General features: G+C 62.5%; 17 protein-coding genes. 8 read left to right on the top strand and 9 right to left on the bottom strand.

What is annotated here, in order from left to right:
• Nucleotides 1-47 precede the first annotated feature (47 nt).
• From AC07OT_RS18515 to ctlX, 3 genes are all read right to left on the bottom strand, one after another.
• Nucleotides 48-827 (bottom strand): ABC transporter substrate-binding protein, encoded by a 780-nt coding sequence (locus AC07OT_RS18515; RefSeq protein ID WP_495108714.1) that lies wholly within the window; start codon nucleotides 825-827, stop codon nucleotides 48-50.
• A gap of 257 nt (nucleotides 828-1,084) precedes the next feature.
• Nucleotides 1,085-2,131 (bottom strand): ornithine cyclodeaminase, encoded by a 1,047-nt coding sequence (ocd, locus tag AC07OT_RS18510; protein ID WP_495108713.1) that lies wholly within the window; start codon nucleotides 2,129-2,131, stop codon nucleotides 1,085-1,087.
• An 11-nt stretch (nucleotides 2,132-2,142) separates the two neighbouring features.
• Nucleotides 2,143-3,069, bottom strand: a complete 927-nt coding sequence (ctlX, locus tag AC07OT_RS18505; protein ID WP_065948429.1) for a citrulline utilization hydrolase CtlX — start codon at nucleotides 3,067-3,069, stop codon at nucleotides 2,143-2,145.
• 287 nt (nucleotides 3,070-3,356) lie between these two features.
• On the opposite strand from ctlX, the gene AC07OT_RS18500 reads away from it, so the two are divergent.
• Nucleotides 3,357-4,250, top strand: coding sequence for a GNAT family acetyltransferase (locus AC07OT_RS18500; RefSeq protein ID WP_495108712.1), 894 nt, complete (start codon nucleotides 3,357-3,359; stop codon nucleotides 4,248-4,250).
• Between the two features lie 127 nt (nucleotides 4,251-4,377).
• Here the strand turns inward: AC07OT_RS18500 and AC07OT_RS18495 are convergent, their stop codons facing one another.
• From AC07OT_RS18495 to AC07OT_RS18475, 5 genes are all read right to left on the bottom strand, one after another.
• Nucleotides 4,378-5,397, bottom strand: coding sequence for a branched-chain amino acid aminotransferase (locus AC07OT_RS18495; RefSeq protein WP_065940198.1), 1,020 nt, complete (start codon nucleotides 5,395-5,397; stop codon nucleotides 4,378-4,380).
• Between the two features lie 103 nt (nucleotides 5,398-5,500).
• The gene (gene lpdA, locus AC07OT_RS18490) at nucleotides 5,501-6,880 is read right to left on the bottom strand and encodes a dihydrolipoyl dehydrogenase (protein ID WP_495108711.1); all 1,380 of its coding nucleotides are present in this window, start codon (nucleotides 6,878-6,880) and stop codon (nucleotides 5,501-5,503) included.
• Nucleotides 6,881-6,884: 4 nt separating this feature from the next.
• A complete protein-coding gene (locus AC07OT_RS18485) occupies nucleotides 6,885-8,141 on the bottom strand; it encodes a dihydrolipoamide acetyltransferase family protein (protein ID WP_495108710.1) in 1,257 nt (418 codons plus the stop codon).
• Nucleotides 8,142-9,200 carry an alpha-ketoacid dehydrogenase subunit beta gene (locus tag AC07OT_RS18480; protein WP_065884833.1) on the bottom strand — a complete coding sequence of 353 codons (1,059 nt, stop codon included), beginning with the start codon at nucleotides 9,198-9,200 and terminating at the stop codon, nucleotides 8,142-8,144.
• A gap of 1 nt (nucleotide 9,201) precedes the next feature.
• Nucleotides 9,202-10,437 carry a 3-methyl-2-oxobutanoate dehydrogenase (2-methylpropanoyl-transferring) subunit alpha gene (locus AC07OT_RS18475; RefSeq protein ID WP_495108709.1) on the bottom strand — a complete coding sequence of 412 codons (1,236 nt, stop codon included), beginning with the start codon at nucleotides 10,435-10,437 and terminating at the stop codon, nucleotides 9,202-9,204.
• A gap of 195 nt (nucleotides 10,438-10,632) precedes the next feature.
• Here AC07OT_RS18475 and AC07OT_RS18470 point away from each other — a divergent pair, with 195 nt between their 5' ends.
• Complete coding sequence (locus AC07OT_RS18470) at nucleotides 10,633-11,115, top strand: Lrp/AsnC family transcriptional regulator (protein ID WP_027606189.1); 483 nt, start codon at nucleotides 10,633-10,635, stop codon at nucleotides 11,113-11,115.
• Nucleotides 11,116-11,292: 177 nt separating this feature from the next.
• Nucleotides 11,293-12,918 carry a methyl-accepting chemotaxis protein gene (locus AC07OT_RS18465; protein ID WP_495108708.1) on the top strand — a complete coding sequence of 542 codons (1,626 nt, stop codon included), beginning with the start codon at nucleotides 11,293-11,295 and terminating at the stop codon, nucleotides 12,916-12,918.
• Between the two features lie 58 nt (nucleotides 12,919-12,976).
• Here AC07OT_RS18465 and AC07OT_RS18460 read toward each other — a convergent pair whose 3' ends face one another.
• Nucleotides 12,977-13,840 carry an MBL fold metallo-hydrolase gene (locus tag AC07OT_RS18460; protein WP_495108707.1) on the bottom strand — a complete coding sequence of 288 codons (864 nt, stop codon included), beginning with the start codon at nucleotides 13,838-13,840 and terminating at the stop codon, nucleotides 12,977-12,979.
• 94 nt (nucleotides 13,841-13,934) lie between these two features.
• Between AC07OT_RS18460 and AC07OT_RS18455 the strand changes: the two genes are divergently transcribed.
• From AC07OT_RS18455 to AC07OT_RS18435, 5 genes are all read left to right on the top strand, one after another.
• A complete protein-coding gene (locus AC07OT_RS18455) occupies nucleotides 13,935-14,270 on the top strand; it encodes an ArsR/SmtB family transcription factor (RefSeq protein WP_017527038.1) in 336 nt (111 codons plus the stop codon).
• Nucleotides 14,271-14,321: 51 nt separating this feature from the next.
• Nucleotides 14,322-15,566, top strand: coding sequence for an NAD(P)/FAD-dependent oxidoreductase (locus AC07OT_RS18450; protein WP_495108706.1), 1,245 nt, complete (start codon nucleotides 14,322-14,324; stop codon nucleotides 15,564-15,566).
• A complete protein-coding gene (locus tag AC07OT_RS18445; protein WP_495108705.1) occupies nucleotides 15,567-16,373 on the top strand; it encodes a sulfite exporter TauE/SafE family protein in 807 nt (268 codons plus the stop codon).
• Nucleotides 16,374-16,512: 139 nt separating this feature from the next.
• Complete coding sequence (nosP, locus tag AC07OT_RS18440) at nucleotides 16,513-17,658, top strand: nitric oxide-sensing protein NosP (RefSeq protein ID WP_027606194.1); 1,146 nt, start codon at nucleotides 16,513-16,515, stop codon at nucleotides 17,656-17,658.
• Nucleotides 17,600-19,540 (top strand): PAS domain-containing hybrid sensor histidine kinase/response regulator, encoded by a 1,941-nt coding sequence (locus AC07OT_RS18435; protein ID WP_495108704.1) that lies wholly within the window; start codon nucleotides 17,600-17,602, stop codon nucleotides 19,538-19,540. Before nosP ends, AC07OT_RS18435 begins: the two co-directional genes overlap by 59 nt.
• Nucleotides 19,541-19,610 lie beyond the last annotated feature (70 nt).

The following is a 19,610-nucleotide window of genomic DNA, read 5'->3' as shown; positions in this document are numbered from 1 at the left end:
CCATCGCTATCGGGAGCAAGCCCCTTCCCACAAGGGATTGTGTTGGCTTATTCGTTGTAGATGTCTTGATCGCCGAAGTATTTCTTCTGGATCTGTGCGTAGGTGCCATCGGCCTGGACGGCGGCGATGCCTTTGTTGATCAGCGCACGCAAGTCCTGGTCGTTCTTGCGCAGGCCCATGGCGATGTCCAGGGGCAGGGTCGGGTCCTTGAAGGCCGGGCCGGTCTTGAAGTCGGCGCCTTCAGGCTTGGACAGGAAGTTGAGCTGGGCTTCGAGCTTGTCGGTCAGGGTAGCGTCGAGACGGCCGTTCTGCAGGTCGGCGTAGTTCTGCTCCTGGGACTGGTACGCCTTGATCTGCGCGCCCAGTTTGGCCAGGTGCGCGCGGGCATAGGCTTCCTGCAACGAACCTTGCAGCACGCCGACCTGTTTGCCTTTCAACGATTCCGGGGTGTCGCCGAAGTCGGCGTTTTTGCGCGTGATCACCGACGTGGGGCTGAGGAACAGGCGGTCGGTGAAGTCGATGACTTTCTCGCGCGCCGGGGTCACGGCCATGGACGACATGATCGCGTCGAACTTGCGCGCGCGCAGGGCCGGGATCATGCCGTCGAATTCGTTGTGCACCCAGGTGCATTTGACCTCGAGCTTGGCGCAGATGGCATTGCCCAACTCGATATCGAAGCCTTGCAGACTACCGTCGGCGGCCACGGATTCAAACGGGGGGTACTCGGGGAATACGCCGAAGCGGATTTCTTTCCAATCCTGGGCGTGGGCGGCGCCGGCGCACAGTGGCAACAGCAACGCAGCGAAGAGTGATCGCAATGGAGTCATATGACGGTCCCTATATTTTGTAATTGATGTCAGGGCAGTAGAAAGGGTGCAGCGTGCATGCATTCGGTGACTCTTTGGTCGGGCTCAGAATGCTTCATGGTGGTGCGTTTTTTGTGTCGTTTACCCGGTGCTCAAAGCGCAAATTGCGCTGTTAAAACACGCAATGCAGCGGAATCGGCTGTTGTACCCGCTGAATCGGCTTTTCAGCCCTGGAAATCCGACCTGCCCATGGCGCAAAGGGGCAGGCCAGAGCGGTCTCAGGCGCGCTTTTTATGCTGTGCTCGAGGCTGTTGGGCCAGGCGCGCGAACAAATCCTTGGGGTCGGCCAGGTCCGGCACCAGTTCCAGTTCGCTGCCGACATCCAGGGCCTTGGCCACGTCCAACACATAGCGCAGGGCCGAGTAGTCTTCGATGGCAAAGCCCACCGAGTCGAACAGGGTGACCTGGCGCTCATGCTCGCGGCCGGCGACCTGGCCGTTGATGACCTGCCACAACTCGGTCACCGGCGAGTCTTCCGGCATGTGCTGGATTTCACCTTCGACGCGGCTTTGCGGTTCGTACTCGACGATCACACGGGCGCGCTCGACGATGCGGCGGTCCAGCTCGGTCTTGCCCGGGCAGTCGCCGCCCACGGCGTTGAGGTGCATGCCGGGCTCGATCATGTCGTCGGTGAGGATGGTTGCGTAGGCCTTGTCGGCGGTGACGGTGGTGACGATGTCCGCGCCCTTGACCGCTTCGGCCACGCTGCCGGCCAGGATCACCTTGATTGCCGGGAACGCCTTGAGGTTGGCTGCCAGCTTGGCGGTGGCCTTGGCGTCGATGTCGAACAGGCGGATCTCGTTGATGCCGAGCATGGCGTGGAAGGCCAGGGCCTGGAATTCGCTCTGGGAGCCGTTGCCGATCAACGCCATGCTGCGGCTGTTGGCGCGGGCCAGGTAGCGGGCCACCAGGGCCGACGTGGCGGCGGTACGAATGGCAGTGGTCAGGGTCATTTCCGCCAGCAGCACCGGTTTGCCGGTGTCGACGTCACCGAGGGCACCAAAGGCCATCACGGTGAGCATGCCGGCCAAGGTGTTCTTCGGGTGGCCGTTGACGTACTTGAAGGCGTACAGCGAGGCGTCGGACACCGGCATCAACTCGATCACGCCATCCGGCGAGTGGTTGGCCAGGCGTGCGCATTTTTCAAAATCCTGCCAGCGCAGGTAGTCGGCGCGGATGTACTCGGCCATCTCAGTGATGCAGGTGTGCAGGCCCTTTTGCGAAACCAGATAGCTGAGGTCGTTGACGTCGATATAGCGGGTCATGGCAAGACTCCTTATTGAAATGAGGGACGGGCTGGCAGGTGCACTTCTGCCAGCATGCAGCGGGCACTGCCGCCGCCGATGCGTTCGATATTGTCGATGTTCACCACCACCGGCCGGGTGTGGCGCTCCACATGCCGGCGCTGGGCCGGTTGCAGCGCGCCCCAGGCACTGGCAGACATCACCAGCAGCGGCTGGCCGTCGCGGTCGTGGACTTCGAGCATGTTGCCGGCGAAGGCTTCGAGCTGGTCGAAGTCGAGGCCGAGGATGTCTTTGCCGGTGTCGCGCAGCGAGCGTTCCAGGGCCTGGCGTTCGTCGGCGTCGGGCAACGCTTGCAGGCACACCACCGAAAGGTCGCGGCCGACGCTCATCATCACGTTGCTGTGGTAGATCGGTGCGTGGTGGCGGTCGACGGCGTGGAAGACGCAGAGCCGGTAGTCGAGGCGTTCGGCAAACTGGCGCAGCGCGTCGTGGTGGGTGCGCCCGGAGTGACAGGCGTAGCTGATGCGGTGCTGACGGTCGAGGACCATGCTGCCGGTGCCTTCGAGGAAGATGTTCTGTTGTTCGAGGTGGCTGAGGTCGATGGTGTCCTTGATCGCAAAGCGCTGCTCCAGCACTTGCAGCACGCCTTTGTTGCGCTCCAGTCGGCGGTTCTGGCCTTCCATCGGGTACAGCACCAGGCTGCCGTCGGCGTGGCTGCTCCACCAGTTGTTGGGGAAGATCGAGTCGGGTGTGTGGGGCGCCGGAGTGTCTTGCACCACCAGCACTTCCACGCCGTGCCGGCGCAGGGTGTCGACATAGCCGTCGAACTCTTCCAGCGCTTTCTGCTGTGCACTGAGCGGGTCGAGGGGCGGGCGTTGGAAACGGTTGTTGATCGCGGTATCCGGGTTGAAGGCAAAGCGCGCCGGGCGAATCATCAGGACGGTATTGGTGGTTTGCATGGGGGCACGAATCCATGGGGTTGAGCAGTAGGGCTATTTTGTTCGCTGTGGCAGGGGAATCCCGGCTGAAACCCAGGGGCGGCTCAGCCGGGAAAGCTGAAAAGGGGGGTGAGCCGGCCGAATCGGCTGTTGGAGCTGGAGCGCGGTCAAAATGTGAGAGGGGGCTTGCCCCCGATTGCGGTATATCAGCCACTCAATCCATCAACTGGCACACCGCCATCGGGAGCAAGCTCCCTCCCACATTGGTACAGTGGCGACTGTAATAACGCCGTCAGCCAGGAGGAGTCATGTCTACCGTCGTACGTCTTGCCCAATCCGAGGATGCCGAAGGGATCAGCCAGGTCATCCTGGCGGCCTTGCACAGCAGCAATGCACGGGATTATCCGGCGGATGTGATTGCCCGGGTGGCCAGCAACTTCACCCCGGACGCGGTGATCGACCTGCTCAAGCGCCGTGTGGTGCTGGCGGCGGTCCAGGACCGGGTGATCGTCGCCACGGCGGCCTTGGATGCCAATGTGGTGCGTTCGGTGTTCGTCAACCCGACGCTGCAAGGGCAGGGCATTGGCCGGTTGCTGATGATTGAAATCGAACTGCGCGCGCGGGAAGCGGGGGTGACGACGCTGAGTGTGCCGTCTTCGCTGACCGCCGAGCCGTTCTACACCAAGCTGGGTTTTCACACGGTACGTGACGTCTACCACGGCACTGAGCGCACGTTGGTGATGGAAAAGGCGCTGTTATCGCGCCATCCCATCGGTCCGTATCGCGACCGCCAGCACCGTGGGCAAGTGGTGGCGTTATGGCAGGAGGCGTTTGGGTATGACACGGCGCATAACCTGCCGACCCTGGCGATCGATAAGAAACTGGCGGTCAATGACGGGCTGTTTTTTGTGGCGACGGACAAAAAGACTGTCATCGGAACGGTGCTTGCCGGCTACGACGGTCATCGCGGCTGGTTGTACTCGGTGGCCGTGCACCCTGGCTATCGGCGTCATGGCCTCGGTTCCTCGCTGGTGCGGCATGCGGAACAGGCCCTGACGGCCCTGGGCTGCGTGAAGATCAACCTGCAGATCACCGGTGGCAATGAGGCGGTGGTGGGGTTCTATGAGGCGCTGGGGTATGGGGTGGAGCCGAGGATCAGCATGGGCAAGAAGATTGTCGAGAATATCCCGGCTCAATCCTGAGGACACCGGAGAGCAAATGTGGGAGGGGGCTTGCCCCCGATGTCGGTGTATCAGTCAACAGATTCATTGACTGACCCACTGCCATCGGGGGCAAGCCCCCTCCCACATGGGATATGCGTTGAGGCTGTTAGACCTTAACGATCCAACCCGCTGGCGCTTCGACGTCGCCGGTCTGCACGCCGGTCAGCTCTTTGTAGAGCTTCTGGGTGATCGGGCCGACTTCGGTCTCGCTGTGGAACACATGCAACTGACCGTTGTACTGGATACCGCCGATCGGCGAGATGACCGCGGCAGTGCCGCAGGCACCGGCTTCCTTGAACTGATCCAGCTTGTCGATGAATACCTCGCCTTCGACCACTTCCAGGCCCAGGCGGGTCTGGGCCAGTTCGATCAGCGACAGGCGGGTGATGCCTGGCAGCACCGAAGGTGACTTCGGTGTGATGAACTGGTTGTCGTGGGTGATCCCGAAGAAGTTGGCCGAGCCGACTTCTTCGATTTTCGAGTGGGTCATCGGGTCCAGGTAGATCGCATCGGCGAAACCGGATTTCTTCGCTTCCGAGCCCGGCATCAGGCTGGCGGCGTAGTTGCCGCCGACCTTGGCGGCACCGGTGCCCTGTGGCGCGGCGCGGTCGAAGGTGGAGATCTGGAAGTTGTGCGGCACCAGGCCGCCTTTGAAGTAGGCACCGACCGGGATGCAGAACACCGAGAAGATGAACTCCGGTGCGGTGCGCACGCCGATGTTGTCACCGGTGCCGATCACGAACGGGCGCAGGTACAGCGCGCCGCCGCTGCCGTACGGCGGGATGAACCGCTCGTTGGCCTTGACCACCTGCTTGCACGCGTCGATGAACGCGTCGGTCGGGACGTGCGGCATCAGCAGGCGGGCGCAGCTGCGCTGCATGCGCGCGGCGTTCTGGTCCGGGCGGAACAGGTTGATCGAGCCGTCCTTGCAGCGGTAGGCCTTGAGGCCTTCGAAGCACTGTTGGCCGTAGTGCAGGGCGGTAGAGCCCTCGCTGATGTGCAGCACGTTGTCGTCGGTCAGGGTGCCGGTTTGCCATTCGCCGTTTTTCCAGACCTGGAGAAACCGCTTGTCGGTCTTGATGTAGTCAAAACCCAGCTTGTCCCAATTGATGCTTTCGTTACCCATGACACCCTCTATCTTTGGTCAAGTCGGTTTTTTTCTGAATGGGCGCAACAATACTTCATTCCCGGGCCCGTTCGCATCCCCTGTAGCGCCCTCGCCACAAACGCTATAGGTGCAAGGCGTGGCCCAGGGCCCGCAGCGCAGCTTCCTGCACCGCCTCGCCAAGCGTCGGATGGGCGTGGATAGTGCCGGCCACGTCTTCCAGGCGCGCGCCCATTTCCAGGCTCAGGCCGAAGGCGGTGGACAGCTCGGACACGCCGGCGCCGACCGCCTGCCAGCCCACAATCAGGTGATTGTCCCGTCGCGCCACCACCCGCACGAAGCCGGTTTTCGACTCCAGGGTCATCGCGCGGCCGTTGGCGGCGAACGGGAAACTCGACACGATGCAGTCCAGGCCGGCGGCCTTGGCTTCATCGGGCGTCTTGCCGACCACCACCAGTTCCGGGTCGGTGAAGCACACCGCCGGGATCGCCGCCGGGTTGAATTCGCGGGATTGACCGCTGATCAGTTCGGCGACCATTTCGCCCTGGGCCATCGCTCGGTGCGCCAGCATCGGCTCGCCGCTCAGGTCGCCGATGGCATACACGTTGCGCATACTGGTCTGGCAGCGGCTGTCGATCTTGATCGCCGCTCCGTTCATCTCCAGGTTCAGCGCCTCAAGGTTCCAACCCTGGGTGTTGGGTTTGCGACCAACGGCAACCAGCACCTGATCGGTTGTCAGCGACAGGATGTCGCCATTCGGGTCGCGTACTTGCAGGCTGCCATCGGCAAAACCCGTGACGCTGTGCTTGAGGTACAGCTTCACGCCCAATTGCTTGAGGGATTCGTTCACCGGTTGCGTCAGCTCGGCGTCATAGGCCGGCAGGATACGATCCTGAGCTTCGACCACACTCACGTCGGCGCCGAGCTTGCGATAGGCGATCCCCAGCTCCAGGCCGATGTAGCCGCCGCCCACCACAATCAAGCGCTTGGGCACGCGGGTCGGCGCCAGGGCTTCGGTGGACGAGATGATCGGCCCGCCGATCGGCAACATCGGCAGGTTGACGCTTGTCGAACCGGTGGCCAGCAGCAGGTGTTCGCACTGGATGCGCTGGTCGCCGACGTCGACGGTCTTGCCGTCCACCACCTTGGCCCAGCCGTGGATCACCTGCACTTTGTGCTTTTTAAGCAGTGCGGCGACACCGGTGGTCAAGCGGTCGACAATGCCGTCTTTCCATTCCACGCTTTTGCGGATGTCCAGGGTCGGCACGTCCACCTCGATTCCCAACCGGGAACCCTGGCTGTGATGCACGGTTTGCTGGAACTGCTCGGCCACGTGAATCAAGGCCTTGGACGGAATGCAACCGATGTTCAGGCAGGTGCCGCCCAACGCCTGGCCTTCCACCAGGATCGTCGGGATGCCCAGCTGGCCGGCACGAATGGCGGCCACATAACCGCCAGGGCCGCCGCCGATAATCAGCAGCGTGGTATGCAATGTCTGGGTCATGCCCTTACTCCAGGAACAGGCTGGCGGGTTGTTCGAGCAGGCCGCGAATGGCCTGGATGAATTGCGCCGCGTCCATGCCATCGACCACGCGGTGATCGAAGGAGCTGGAGAGGTTCATCATCTTGCGGATCACGATCTGGCCCTTGATCACCATCGGCCGCTCGACGATGCGGTTGACGCCGACGATGGCCACCTCCGGCAGGTTCAGCACCGGTGTGCTGACGATGCCGCCCAGGGCGCCCAGGCTGGTCAGGGTAATGCTCGAGCCCGACAGCTCATCGCGACTGGCCTTACCATTGCGCGCGGCGCTGGCCAAGCGCGCGATTTCCTCGGCGTTGCCCCACAGGCTGCGCGCTTCGGCGTGACGCACCACCGGCACCATCAGGCCCACGTCGCTCTGGGTGGCGACGCCCACATGCACTGCGCCGAGGCGGGTGATGACCTGGGCTTCGTCGTCGTAGCGCGCGTTGATCTGCGGGAAATCCCGCAGCGCCACGACCATGGCGCGCACGATAAACGGCAGCAACGTCAGCTTGCCGCGCGTGGTGCCGTGCTTCTCGTTGAGGTGCACGCGCAGCTCGTCGAGGGCGGTGACGTCGATCTCTTCCACATAGCTGAAATGCGCGGCACGCCGGGTGGCGTCCTGCATGCGCTGGGCGATCTTGCGGCGCATGCCGATCACCGGGATCTGTTCTTCGTCGTTGCGTTCGGCGTAAGGGTTGGCGGCCATCGAAGCTTTTGACGCCCCTTGTTGCAGGTAGGCCTCGAGGTCTTCGTGCAGGATCCGCCCGGCCGGGCCGGAGCCCTGGACCAGACGCAGTTGAATCCCGGCATCCAGCGCATGCTTGCGCACGGCGGGGGAGGCGAGGGGACGCTCGTCGGCATCGCGGGCCACGGGGGCCTGTGCGGCTGCCACCGGTGCAGGCTTGCTTTCGACCACCGGTGCCGGCTTGGCCTCGACAACGGCAGCCGCTTTCACCGGCTCCGCCGCCACCGGCACGTCTTTGGCGTTACCCGCACCTTCCACTTCAATGCTGATCAGGATACTGCCCACCGCCATCACTTCACCCGGCTCGCCGCCGAGGGCAATCACCTTGCCATGGACTGGCGAGGGAATGTCCACCATCGCCTTGTCGGTCATCACATCCGCCAGCACCTGGTCTTCGACGACCATGTCGCCGACCTTCACATGCCACTGCGACAATTCAACTTCCGCGATACCTTCGCCAATGTCCGGCATCTTGATAACGTGCGTGCCCATTCAGACCTCCATGACCCGTTTCAACGCCGCGCCCACTCGGGACGGGCCTGGGAAATACGCCCACTCCTGCGCGTGCGGGTAGGGGGTGTCCCAACCGGTGACGCGTTCGATCGGCGCTTCCAGGTGGTGGAAGCAATGCTCCTGCACCAGCGCCACCAACTCGGCACCAAAGCCGCAGGTACGGGTGGCTTCGTGCACCACCACGCAACGGCCGGTCTTCTTCACGGACTTGACGATGGTGTCCAGGTCCAGCGGCCACAGGCTGCGCAGGTCGATGACTTCGGCGTCGATGCCGGTTTCTTCGGCGGCGACCTGCGACACATACACCGTGGTGCCGTAGGTCAGCACAGTGACGGCCGAGCCCGGGCGTACGATGGCGGCCACGTCCAGCGGCACCGTGTAGTAACCGTCCGGCACCTGGGCTTGCGGGTGTTTCGACCACGGCGTTACGGGGCGGTCGTGGTGGCCGTCGAACGGGCCGTTGTACAGGCGTTTAGGCTCAAGGAAGATCACTGGGTCATCGTTTTCGATGGAGGCAATCAGCAGGCCCTTGGCGTCATAGGGGTTGGACGGCATGACCGTACGCAGGCCGCAGACCTGGGTGAACACCGCTTCGATGCTCTGGCTGTGGGTCTGGCCGCCGTAGATGCCGCCGCCGCAGGGCATGCGCATGGTCAAGGGCGCGGTGAACTGGCCGGCCGAGCGATAACGCAGGCGCGCGGCTTCGGAGATGATCTGGTCGGTGGCGGGGTAGACGTAGTCGGCGAACTGGATCTCGGCCACCGGGCGCAGGCCGTAGGCACCCATGCCCACGGCCACGCCGATAATGCCGCTTTCGGAGATCGGTGCGTCGAACACCCGCGAGCTGCCGTATTTGGTCTGCAAGCCTTCGGTGCAGCGGAATACACCGCCGAAGTAACCGACGTCCTGGCCGAACACCACCACGTTGTCATCACGCTCAAGCATCACATCCATGGCCGAGCGCAGGGCCTGGATCATGGTCATGGTGGTGGTGGTCATGGCGGTTTCCAATTCGATGCTGTTGTTGTGATCGTTCATGTCAGATCCCCAACTCCTGACGCTGGCGCTTCAAGTGCTCCGGCATCTCTTTATAGACGTCTTCGAACATGGTCGCGGCGCTTGGGATCTGGCCACCGGCCAGGGTGCCGTACTGTTCGGCCTGTTTCTGCGCGGCGATCACCTCGGCTTCCAGTTCGGCACTGACCGCCGCGTGCTCCTCTTCGGACCACTGGCCAATCCTGATCAGGTGCTGCTTGAGGCGGGCAATCGGGTCGCCCAGCGGGAAGTGGCTCCAGTCGTCGGCGGGGCGGTATTTGGACGGATCGTCCGAGGTGGAGTGCGGGCCGGCGCGGTAGGTGACCCATTCGATCAGGGTTGGGCCGAGGTTGCGGCGCGCACGCTCGGCGGCCCAGGCGGAGGCGGCGTACACCGCGATAAAGTCGTTGCCGTCCACGCGCAGGGAGGCGATGCCGCAGCCGACGCCGCGTCCGGCGAAGGTGGTGGCTTCACCACCGGCGATGGCCTGGAAGGTGGAGATGGCCCACTGGTTGTTGACCACGTTGAGAATCACCGGCGCGCGGTACACGTGGGCAAAGGTGAGGGCGGTGTGGAAGTCGGATTCGGCGGTGGCGCCGTCACCGATCCAGGCCGAGGCGATCTTGGTATCGCCCTTGATCGCCGAGGCCATGCCCCAGCCCACACCCTGTACGAATTGGGTGGCGAGGTTGCCGGAAATGGTGAAGAAGCCTGCGTCCTTGACCGAATACATGATCGGCAACTGGCGGCCCTTGAGCGGGTCGCGCTCGTTGGACAGCAGTTGGCAGATCAGGTCCACCAGCGGCACGTCGCGGGCCATCAGGATGCTTTGCTGGCGGTAGGTGGGGAAGCACATGTCGTCGATGTTCAAGGCCAGGGCCTGGGCGCTGCCGATGGCTTCTTCGCCAAGGCTTTGCATGTAGAACGACATTTTTTTCTGACGCTGGGCGACCACCATGCGGTTGTCGAAGATCCGCGTCTTGAGCATGGCGCGCATGCCTTTGCGCAGGACTTCAACGGGAACTCCTTCGGCCCATGGCCCCAGGGCCTGGCCCTGGTCGTCGAGCACGCGGATCAGGCCCTTGGCCAGGTCGGCGGTGTCGGCGGGTTCTACGTCGATGGCGGGTTTGCGCACCAGACCTGCGTCGGTCAGGCGCAGGTAGGTAAAGTCGGTCTTGCAGCCTGGACGGCCCGAGGGTTCGGGCACGTGCAGGCGAAGGGGTTCGTACTGCTGGGTCATGGCTTTCTACGCTCTATCTTGTGAATTTCTTGTAGTGGGCGCGCTAGCTGACAGTCCGTCTTCGGGTAGAAGAAATCTTGTCCTACAACAATCATAGGCGTGGCGTAGAAGAATATTTATCTGTGTTTCATTGCGCCCGCGATCATTTGCGGATAAAAAACCTGCATAAACATAATAAACAGGTGATTTTGTCTCATGCGCAAACTGGACCGTACCGATATCGGCATTCTCAACGCCCTGCAGGAGAATGCGCGGATCACCAACGCCGACCTGGCCCGCTCGGTCAACCTGTCGCCAACACCCTGTTTCAACCGGGTCAAGGCGATGGAGGAACTGGGCCTGATTCGCGAGCAAGTCACGCTGCTCGACGCCGATTTGCTGGGGCTGCACGTCAACGTGTTTATCCATGTGAGCCTGGAAAAGCAGAACGAGCTGGCGTTGCAGCAGTTCGAAGGCGCGATTTCCGACCGGCCCGAGGTGATGGAGTGCTACTTGATGGCCGGCGACCCGGACTATTTGATCCGGGTGTTGGTGCCGACGATCCAGTCGCTGGAGCGTTTCATGATGGACTTCCTGACCAAGGTGCCGGGTGTCGCCAACATCCGCTCGAGCTTTGCCCTCAAGCAAGTGCGCTACAAGACGGCGCTGCCATTGCCGCCGGGTGGGTTAATGGTTTGATTTCAATAGGGGCTGCACCGCTGATCCTGATAGTTAGCCAAGTAATAATCAGGGCGGGCTTTTTATTTTTAGTTAATGAAAAATTGCATCGGCGGTCACGTATTTTTCACACGCATTTCAACACATTGGCCCCCATCAGGCCGTGAAGTTCGCGGCCCAGGAAAGGGGTAAGCCGCGATGTCCATGAGAGCCTTGAAGTTGAACTTCCGTACCACACTGTGTTTTGGCCTGGTGTGCCTTTTGCTGCTGATACAAGGCGCAATGACCCTGATCAAAGTCGATAAGGTCTATTCGTCGACGGTTGAAATCGAAACTAACTGGCTCCCCAGTATTCGTTTGGCGGGTGAAATAGATTCGGCGTTTTATAAACTTCGTCTCGATCTACGTCGTTATGCCATGGATATCAGCCGCCAGGATCCGGCCTCCCTGGAAAAACTCAAGGCGACCCGTACGGAAGCCCTCGATGTTGCCGAACGCTATGGGCCGTTAGTCTCAGGCCCCGAAGAGCAAGCCAAGTACAACGAAGCATTAGCCAGCATCAAGAACTACAGCCAGAAGATGGACGAATTTCTTGCGCAAGCCTCCACCCTGTCCGCTGAACAGATGTCGACCTACCTGCGCGAAGTCAACGGGCCGATTGCCCTGGATGTGCAGCGTTCCATCAGCGAGTTGATCGCGTTGAATGAACGGGGCTCCAAGGCGGCGGTGCAGGTGGCTTCCAGCGAATATGACGCGGCGCGTCTGTTCACCTGGATATTGATGGCCGCCTCTTTGCTGATCACCGTCGTGGTAGCAAGCCTGTTTACTCGCAGCATCATTGCTCCGGTGCGTGAATTGCTGGTATCGACCGGCAAGATCGCCGACGGCGATCTGCGCGTGGCGATTGCCATCAATGGCAATGACGAGTTGACCGCGTTGCAACGGTCTACCGCGTCCATGCAAATGAACCTGAAAAGTACCTTGCAGCACATTTCCGAGGCGTCCGGGCAATTGGCGGCGGCGGCGGAGGAGATGAGCGCCATCACCCGCGAGTCCAGTGCCGGTATTGAACGCCAAAGCATGGAAACCGATCAGGCCGCCACGGCGGTTAACCAAATGACGGCAGCAGTTGAAGAAGTGGCGCGCAATGCGGTGTCGGCGTCCCAGTCCACCCAGGACTCCCAACGCTCGGCCAAAGTGGGCCAGGAGCGTGTGACGCAAACCATCGCCTCCATCGAGAAACTCAGCGCCACGGTGCAGCAGACCGGCGTCGAAGTCGAAGGGCTGGCCAGGCAGGCCCAGGATATTGCCCGGGTGGTTGAAGTGATCCGCTCGATTGCCGAGCAAACCAACCTGCTGGCCTTGAACGCGGCCATTGAAGCCGCCAGGGCAGGGGAGCAGGGCCGGGGCTTTGCGGTGGTGGCCGACGAAGTGCGGGCACTGGCCCATAGAACCCAGACCTCGACCCAGGAAATCGAGCAGATGATCGCGAAAATCCAGACGTGCTCCAGCGAAGCGGTGTCTTCCATGGCCCTCAACCGCAACGAAGCGGTGGACTCCTTGAAGATCGCCCATGAAGCGGGCCTGGCAATTACTCAGATCACCGAAGCCATTACCGATATCAATGACCGCAACCTCTTGATCGCCACGGCCTCCGAGGAACAGGCCCACGTGGCCCGTTCGGTGGACCAGAACCTGATCAGCATCCGTGATCTTTCCATCCAGAGTTCTTCGGCGGCCGGCCAGACCTCGATCGCCAGCCAGGAACTGTCGAGGCTGGCGGTGGACCTCAAGCAGATCGTGTCTAAATTTGCCGTAGCCTGATCACACCTGCGCAACACCCCCGGGGCATGGAACGGCATGGACGCCAGGCAGGACGGCTTTAGAGCTGGTTCAACGGAATCTTCAAGTACACCACCCCGTTCTCCTCCGCCGGCGGCATATTCCCCGCTCGCACATTCACCTGGATCGCCGGCAACAACAGCGTGGGCATCCCCAGCCCGGCATCGCGTTGGGTGCGCATCGCCACGAACGCTGCTTCATCCACCCCGTCATGCACATGGATATTGCCCGCGCGCTGTTCCGCCACGGTGGTCAGGCATTTAGCCTCGCGGCCTTCGGGCGGGTAGTCATGGCATACGTACAACTGGGTGTCGGGGGCAAAGGCCAGCAGTTTGCGCATCGACGCATACAGCTGGCGCGCATCGCCGCCAGGGAAGTCGCAGCGGGCGGTGCCGACATCGGGCATGAACAGGGTGTCGCCCACCAGGATCAAGCGGTCGTCGATCAGGTAGGCCATGTCCGCCGGGGTATGCCCGGGCACGTGCAGGGCCTGGGCCTTGATGGTGCCGATGTGGAAAATTTCATCCGGCGCAAACAGGTGATCGAACTGCGAGCCGTCGACGCGAAATTCCGGCTCCAGGTTGAACAGGTGCTTGAACACGTCCTGCACCTTGCTGATCGCCTGGCCGATGGCAATCTTGCCGCCCAGGGTGCGGCGCAGGTACGGCGCGGCCGACAGGTGGTCGGCATGGGCGTGGGTTTCCAGCAGCCATTGCACCTGCAAGCCGTGCTCACGCACAAAGGCGATGACCTTGTCGGCCTGGGCGGTGTCGGTGCGCCCGGAGGCCGGGTCGTAATTGAGCACCGAATCGACGATGGCACAGGGGCCGCCGTCCGTTTCATAGACGACGTAGGTGTAGGTCGACGACGCCTCGTCCAGAAAGGAATGAATCAACGCTGACATGACGGCTGCCTCTGATGTTGAAAAAAGTGATTACAATCACTTTACATTTACACATAATGTTTTGAGCTTAAGTGACGCAAAGGACCCGAGGCAAATGGAATCTACTCTGAGTGAAGGCGAAGTCGCCCAACTGCGCGCGTCGGCATCCAAGGCCTGTGCCTTGCTCAAGGCCTTGGCCAATGAGGATCGCCTGTTGATCCTGTGCCAGCTGACCCAGGGCGAACGCAACGTCGGCGAGCTGGAAACCATGACCGGCGTACGCCAGCCCACGCTGTCACAGCAGTTGGGCATCCTGCGTGACGAAGGGCTGGTCGCCACCCGTCGTGAAGGCAAGTACATCTTCTACGGGCTGGCCAGCCATGAAGTGATCCAAGTGATGAAGACACTGTCCGGCCTTTACTGCGGCGCGGTGATAAAAAGCTGGGCGTGACGCCATACGGCAGCGACCCTTGTGTGCATTGACGATAAAAGGCAATAGACCATGACCGACCAACACTGGGGGCCAACCATCAGTGGCGATATCGTCGTCATCGGCGGCGGTTCGGCAGGCATCGGCCTGCTGGCCAGCCTGCTCAAGCGCGACCCCGACCTCAACATCACCCTCATCGAACCCAGCGACCATCACTGCTACCAGCCGGCCTGGACCCTGGTCGGCGGCGGCGCCTACGACCTGAAAAAGACCCGACGCCCCCTGGCCGACGTGCTGCCCAATGGCGTCACCTGGGTGCAGGCTGCCGTTACCGAGTTGCTGCCGGATGAGCACACCCTGGTGCTCGACAGCGGCCAACGCGTCACCTGGAACCACCTGATCGTCTGCCCAGGCCTGCGCCTGGCCTGGGAGAAAGTCGAGGGCCTGGAAGACACGTTGGGCCGCAACGGGGTCACGTCCAACTACAGCTATGAGCACGCGGCGTATACCTGGCAACTGGTGCAGCAGTTGAAGCGCGGCAAGGCGATCTTTACCCAGCCGGCCATGCCGATCAAATGCGCGGGGGCGCCGCAAAAGGCCATGTACCTGTCCTGCGATCACTGGCTCAGGCAGGGCAACCTCAAGCACATCGACGTCGAATTCAACCTGGCCGGCGCGGCGCTGTTCGGCGTGGCGACCTTTGTGCCGCCGTTGATGAAGTACGTGGAGAAGTACCACGCGCGCCTGGCGTTCAACGCCAACCTGGTCAAGGTCGACGGCCCGGCGCGCAAGGCCTGGTTCGAGGTGAAGGACGCCGAGGGCAACGTCACCGTCGAGGAAAAATCCTTCGACCTGCTGCACGTGGTACCGCCGCAAGTCGCGCCGGATTTCATCCGCCACAGCCCGTTGGCCGACGCCGCCGGCTGGTGCGAGGTGAACCCCCACAGCCTGCAACACCTGCGCTACCCGCACATCTTCGGCCTGGGCGATGTGTGCGGCACCAGCAATGCCAAGACCGCCGCCGCCGTGCGCAAGCAAATCGTGGTGGTCGCCGAAAACCTGCTGGCCCTGCGCAAACAGGCACCGCTGCCGCTCAAGTACGACGGCTATGGCTCGTGCCCACTGACGGTGGAGAAGGGCAAGGTGGTACTGGCCGAGTTCGGCTACGGCGGCAAGCTGCTGCCGACCTTTCCCCTCGATCCGACCCGGGCACGCCGTTCGATGTGGTTCCTCAAGGCGACCTGGCTGCCGTGGTTCTACTGGAACGGCATGCTCAAGGGCCGCGAGTGGCTGACCCGTCTGAGCAAGGTGGACTGAATGCTGCTGGCGAGCGTTTTAGGCGTGTTGATGGGCCTGGTCATGGGCCTGACCGGCGCGGGCGGCGGCATCCTCGGGGTGCCGGCGCTGGTGCTGGGGTTGGGCTTGACGATGACCCAGGCTGCGCCGGTGTCGTTGCTTGCGGTGGGGGCGGCAGCAGCCGTCGGGGCGATTGACGGCTTGCGCCACGGCCTGGTGCGTTACCGCGCCGCGCTGTTGATCGCCTTGCTCGGCGCGCTGTTTTCGCCGCTGGGGGTGTTTCTCGCCCACCAGTTGCCGGAGCCGGTGCTGATGGGCCTGTTCAGCGCCTTGATGGTGCTGGTGGCCTGGCGCATGTTGCAGCGCGAAAAGATCGAGGCCGGGCCGAGTGACCATGGCGCGGCGTCCTGGGGCCAGAAGAACTGCATGCTCAACCAGCAGACCGGGCGCCTGGCCTGGACCGCCAAATGCAGCGCCACCCTGGCCGCACTGGGCGCGGTGACGGGGGCAGTCTCGGGGTTGCTCGGGGTGGGCGGCGGCTTTTTGATCGTGCCAGCGTTCAAGCAACTCACCGACGTGCAGATGCGCGGCATCGTCGCCACGTCGCTGATGGTGATCAGCCTGATTTCGCTGATCGGCGTGGCTGGCGCGTTCCATGCCGGCGTGCGCATCGAACCCGTGGGCTGGGTGTTCATCGCGGCGAGTATCGTCGGCATGCTGATCGGCCGGCGCCTGTGCTCGGTGATTGCCGCACGCACCTTGCAGGTGGGGTTTGCCAGCCTGTGTGTGGTGGTTGCAGCTGGAATGCTTGGGAACGCTTTGCTGTGAATTTGAAATGCAGTCCAACAGTTGAATCTCCCTTGTTTTTGAGCGATTCATCCCATCGCATCCCCCCACCCAGTACCCAAGTAGCATAGGTCCCGCCCCCCGCCCTTCGTACACTCATGCTTCAGAGGGGGAGGCAACGATGCACAACAGTGAAGGCGTAGTCAGTGCCATGTCCCAGGCCACCGATGCCGGGCAGGCCGCCGAGGAGTTGGCGCGGCAACTGTTGCATCCGTACCTGGGCTTCGTGCTGTTTTTCTGCTCGGCGTCCTACGACCTGCAGGCCCTGGGCCGCGCCCTGCAGGAGTGTTTCGGCAACGTGCGCGTGGTGGGCTGCACCAGCGCCGGCGAGATAACGCCCCAGGGCTATGGCCGCAATTGCATTACGGCGATGGGCTTCAACCACGCGCACTTTTCCATCGCCACGGAGCTGATCGACCAGGTGGAACACTTCAGCCTGATCGACGCCCAGCAGATGGTCGAACGTCTGGTCGGCGGTTGCCGCAGCAATACCCTGGCACCGATCAAGGGCAACACCTTCGCCCTGACCCTGCTCGATGGCCTGTCCAGCCGCGAAGAAGTGGTGCTCGCCGCCCTCAGCGCGGCGCTCGGCGACATTCCGCATTTCGGCGGTTCGGCCGGCGACGACAACTTCCTCACCCATACCCACGTGTACTTCAACGGCGCCTTCCACAGCGGCGCGGCGGTGGTGGTGCTGGTCAATACCTGGCTGGATTTCGAGGTGTTCACCACCCACCACATCCTGCCGCGCAGTGAAAAACTGGTGGTGACCGGCGCCGACAGCCCGTCACGCCGGGTCTTCGAGCTCAACGCCGAACCCGCCGCCGAAGAGTACGCGCGGCATATCGGCGTGGCCGTGGCCGACCTCGACCACCGCGTCTTCGCGGCGCACCCGCTGGCGGTGCGCATCCACGACCAGTACTACGTGCGCGCGATCCAGCAAGTGCACGACGACCTCAGCCTGAGTTTCTACTGCGCGGTGGAAAACGGCATCGTCCTTACCGTGATGAAGCCTGGGCCGATCCTGCCAAACCTGCAAACCCTGTTCGACGGCCTGCAAGCGCGCCTTGGCGATCTGCTGTTGACCATCGGCTGCGACTGCTTCCTGCGCCGCCTGGAGTTGGAAGACAGCGACAATCTGGAACAGATCGGCGGCTTCCTGCGTGATCAGCGGGTGATGGGTTTCAACACCTACGGAGAACAGTTCAATGGCATGCATATCAACCAGACCTTCACCGGGGTCGCCATTGCCCGAGGCCGGCGCTGAACTGCTCGCCCAGGTTGCCCAGCTGCAACAGGACAACCACAAGCTGGCGCGGATCAACGCGGCGCTGATCGAGCGCATCGAGTCTGGCATGGCCCAGGGCAATAACCCCTACACCACCTTCCAGCATTCGGTGGTGCTGGCCGAGCAGGTGCGCGAACGCACCGATGCGCTGAACCAGGCGATGGCCGAGCTCAAGGCCAGCAACCACTTGCTGATCAACGCCCGGCTGCGCGCCGAAACCCTGCGCGGCGAACAGGCCGCGGCGCAAAAGGCCCAGGAAAGCGAACGCTGGATTCGCCTGATCACCGATAACGTCCCGGCCCTGATCGGCTACCTGAATGCCGACCTGGTCTACGAGTTCACCAATAAAGTCTATGAAGAATGGTATTGCTGGCCGCGCGGCATGATGCTCGGCCAGAGCCTGCGCGAGGTTCACAGCGAGCAGCATTGCCAGCGCCTGGACGCCTACGTCGCCCGCGCCCTGGCCGGGGAGAGCGTGACCTTCGAGTTCGCCGAGACCAACATCAATAACCAGGAGCGCTACATGCTGCGTTCCTATGTGCCGAATATGCTGGCCAGCGGCGAAGTGGTGGGGATCTTCGTGCTGATCCGCGACATCACCGAACGCCGCCGAACCGCCGAAGCCCTGCACCAGGCCTATCAGCACCTGGAGCAGCGCGTGGCCCAGCGCACCTCGGAACTCACCGCCCTTAACGACCAGTTATTGCAGGAGATCGACGAGCGCCGGCGCATGGAGGCGCGCCTGCGCGAAGCCAAGCTCGAGGCCGAGCAGGCCAACCTGTCGAAAACCAAATTCCTCGCCGCCGTCAGCCATGACCTGCTGCAACCTTTGAACGCGGCGCGCCTGTTCACCAGCGCACTGTTGGAGCGGCCCAGCGAAACCCTGGTGCGCAACGTGAGCAATTCCCTGGAAGACGTGGAAAACCTGCTGGGCACCCTGGTGGATATCTCCAAGCTGGATGCCGGGGTGATCAAGGCTGACATCGCGCCGTTTGCCCTGAGCGAACTGCTGGATAACCTGGCCGCCGAGTACACCGAATTGGCCCGCAGCGAGGGCCTGGAATTGCATTTTTTCGGTTGTTCGGCGCTGGTGCGCAGCGATATCCAGTTGCTGGCGCGGATCCTGCGCAACCTGCTGAGCAATGCGCTTCGCTACACCTACAAGGGGCGTGTGGTGCTGGGCTGTCGCCGCCAGCATCAGCGTTTGTCGATCCAGGTGTGGGACAGCGGCATGGGCATCGCCGAGGAGCGGTTGGAGGAGATTTTCCAGGAGTTCAAGCGCGGCGATGTGCAGCGGCCCGACCAGGACCGTGGGCTGGGCCTGGGGCTGGCGATCGTGGAAAAGATCGCCGGGATCCTGGGTCATCGCATCAGCGTCAAATCCTGGCCGGGCAAGGGCTCGATGTTCTCGGTGGAGGTGCCGTTGAGCGCCACCGCACCCAAATCGCTGCCAATGCTGGCCATGAGCGAGCCGATGCTCGAACGCCTGCAAGGCGCGCGGGTGTGGGTGCTGGATAACGACGCGGCGATCTGCGCGGGCATGCGCACCTTGCTCGAAGGCTGGGGCTGCCAGGTGATCACCGCGTTGTCCGAGCAGGACCTGGCACGGCAGGTGGACAACTACCATGCCGAAGCGGACTTGCTGATCGCCGACTACCACCTCGACGACGACCAGAACGGCGTCGACGCCGTCGCCCGCATCAATGGACGCCGCGGCCGCGCGATACCGGCGCTGATGATCACTGCCAACTACAGCAATGAGCTGAAACAGCAGATCCGCGAGTTGGGGCACACCTTGATGCACAAGCCGGTGCGGCCGATGAAACTCAAGACCGCCATGAGCCACCTGCTCGGCAAATGAACGGCGAAATACCCACAAGTGGAGATCAAAATGTGGGAGGGGGCTTGCTCCCGATAGCAGTGGGTCAGTC

The sequence above is a fragment of the Pseudomonas sp. GW821-FHT09C10 genome (assembly GCF_059418085.1).
Note: the sequence above shows the minus strand (reverse complement) of the source record. Positions and strands in the feature narration are given on the sequence as shown.

What these genes read in the sequence shown, in the direction of transcription:
- AC07OT_RS18450 (WP_495108706.1), top strand. Translation starts at nt 14,322, where the DNA reads ATGACCGACCAACACTGGGGGCCAACCATCAGTGGCGATATCGTCGTC.
- AC07OT_RS18515 (WP_495108714.1), bottom strand. Translation starts at nt 827, where the DNA reads ATGACTCCATTGCGATCACTCTTCGCTGCGTTGCTGTTGCCACTGTGC.
- AC07OT_RS18455 (WP_017527038.1), top strand. Translation starts at nt 13,935, where the DNA reads ATGGAATCTACTCTGAGTGAAGGCGAAGTCGCCCAACTGCGCGCGTCG.
- ocd (WP_495108713.1), bottom strand. Translation starts at nt 2,131, where the DNA reads ATGACCCGCTATATCGACGTCAACGACCTCAGCTATCTGGTTTCGCAA.
- AC07OT_RS18500 (WP_495108712.1), top strand. Translation starts at nt 3,357, where the DNA reads ATGTCTACCGTCGTACGTCTTGCCCAATCCGAGGATGCCGAAGGGATC.
- AC07OT_RS18435 (WP_495108704.1), top strand. Translation starts at nt 17,600, where the DNA reads ATGGCATGCATATCAACCAGACCTTCACCGGGGTCGCCATTGCCCGAG.
- AC07OT_RS18480 (WP_065884833.1), bottom strand. Translation starts at nt 9,200, where the DNA reads ATGAACGATCACAACAACAGCATCGAATTGGAAACCGCCATGACCACC.
- AC07OT_RS18495 (WP_065940198.1), bottom strand. Translation starts at nt 5,397, where the DNA reads ATGGGTAACGAAAGCATCAATTGGGACAAGCTGGGTTTTGACTACATC.
- AC07OT_RS18475 (WP_495108709.1), bottom strand. Translation starts at nt 10,437, where the DNA reads ATGACCCAGCAGTACGAACCCCTTCGCCTGCACGTGCCCGAACCCTCG.
- nosP (WP_027606194.1), top strand. Translation starts at nt 16,513, where the DNA reads ATGCACAACAGTGAAGGCGTAGTCAGTGCCATGTCCCAGGCCACCGAT.
- AC07OT_RS18470 (WP_027606189.1), top strand. Translation starts at nt 10,633, where the DNA reads ATGCGCAAACTGGACCGTACCGATATCGGCATTCTCAACGCCCTGCAG.
- AC07OT_RS18465 (WP_495108708.1), top strand. Translation starts at nt 11,293, where the DNA reads ATGTCCATGAGAGCCTTGAAGTTGAACTTCCGTACCACACTGTGTTTT.
- lpdA (WP_495108711.1), bottom strand. Translation starts at nt 6,880, where the DNA reads ATGACCCAGACATTGCATACCACGCTGCTGATTATCGGCGGCGGCCCT.
- AC07OT_RS18460 (WP_495108707.1), bottom strand. Translation starts at nt 13,840, where the DNA reads ATGTCAGCGTTGATTCATTCCTTTCTGGACGAGGCGTCGTCGACCTAC.
- AC07OT_RS18445 (WP_495108705.1), top strand. Translation starts at nt 15,567, where the DNA reads ATGCTGCTGGCGAGCGTTTTAGGCGTGTTGATGGGCCTGGTCATGGGC.
- ctlX (WP_065948429.1), bottom strand. Translation starts at nt 3,069, where the DNA reads ATGCAAACCACCAATACCGTCCTGATGATTCGCCCGGCGCGCTTTGCC.
- AC07OT_RS18485 (WP_495108710.1), bottom strand. Translation starts at nt 8,141, where the DNA reads ATGGGCACGCACGTTATCAAGATGCCGGACATTGGCGAAGGTATCGCG.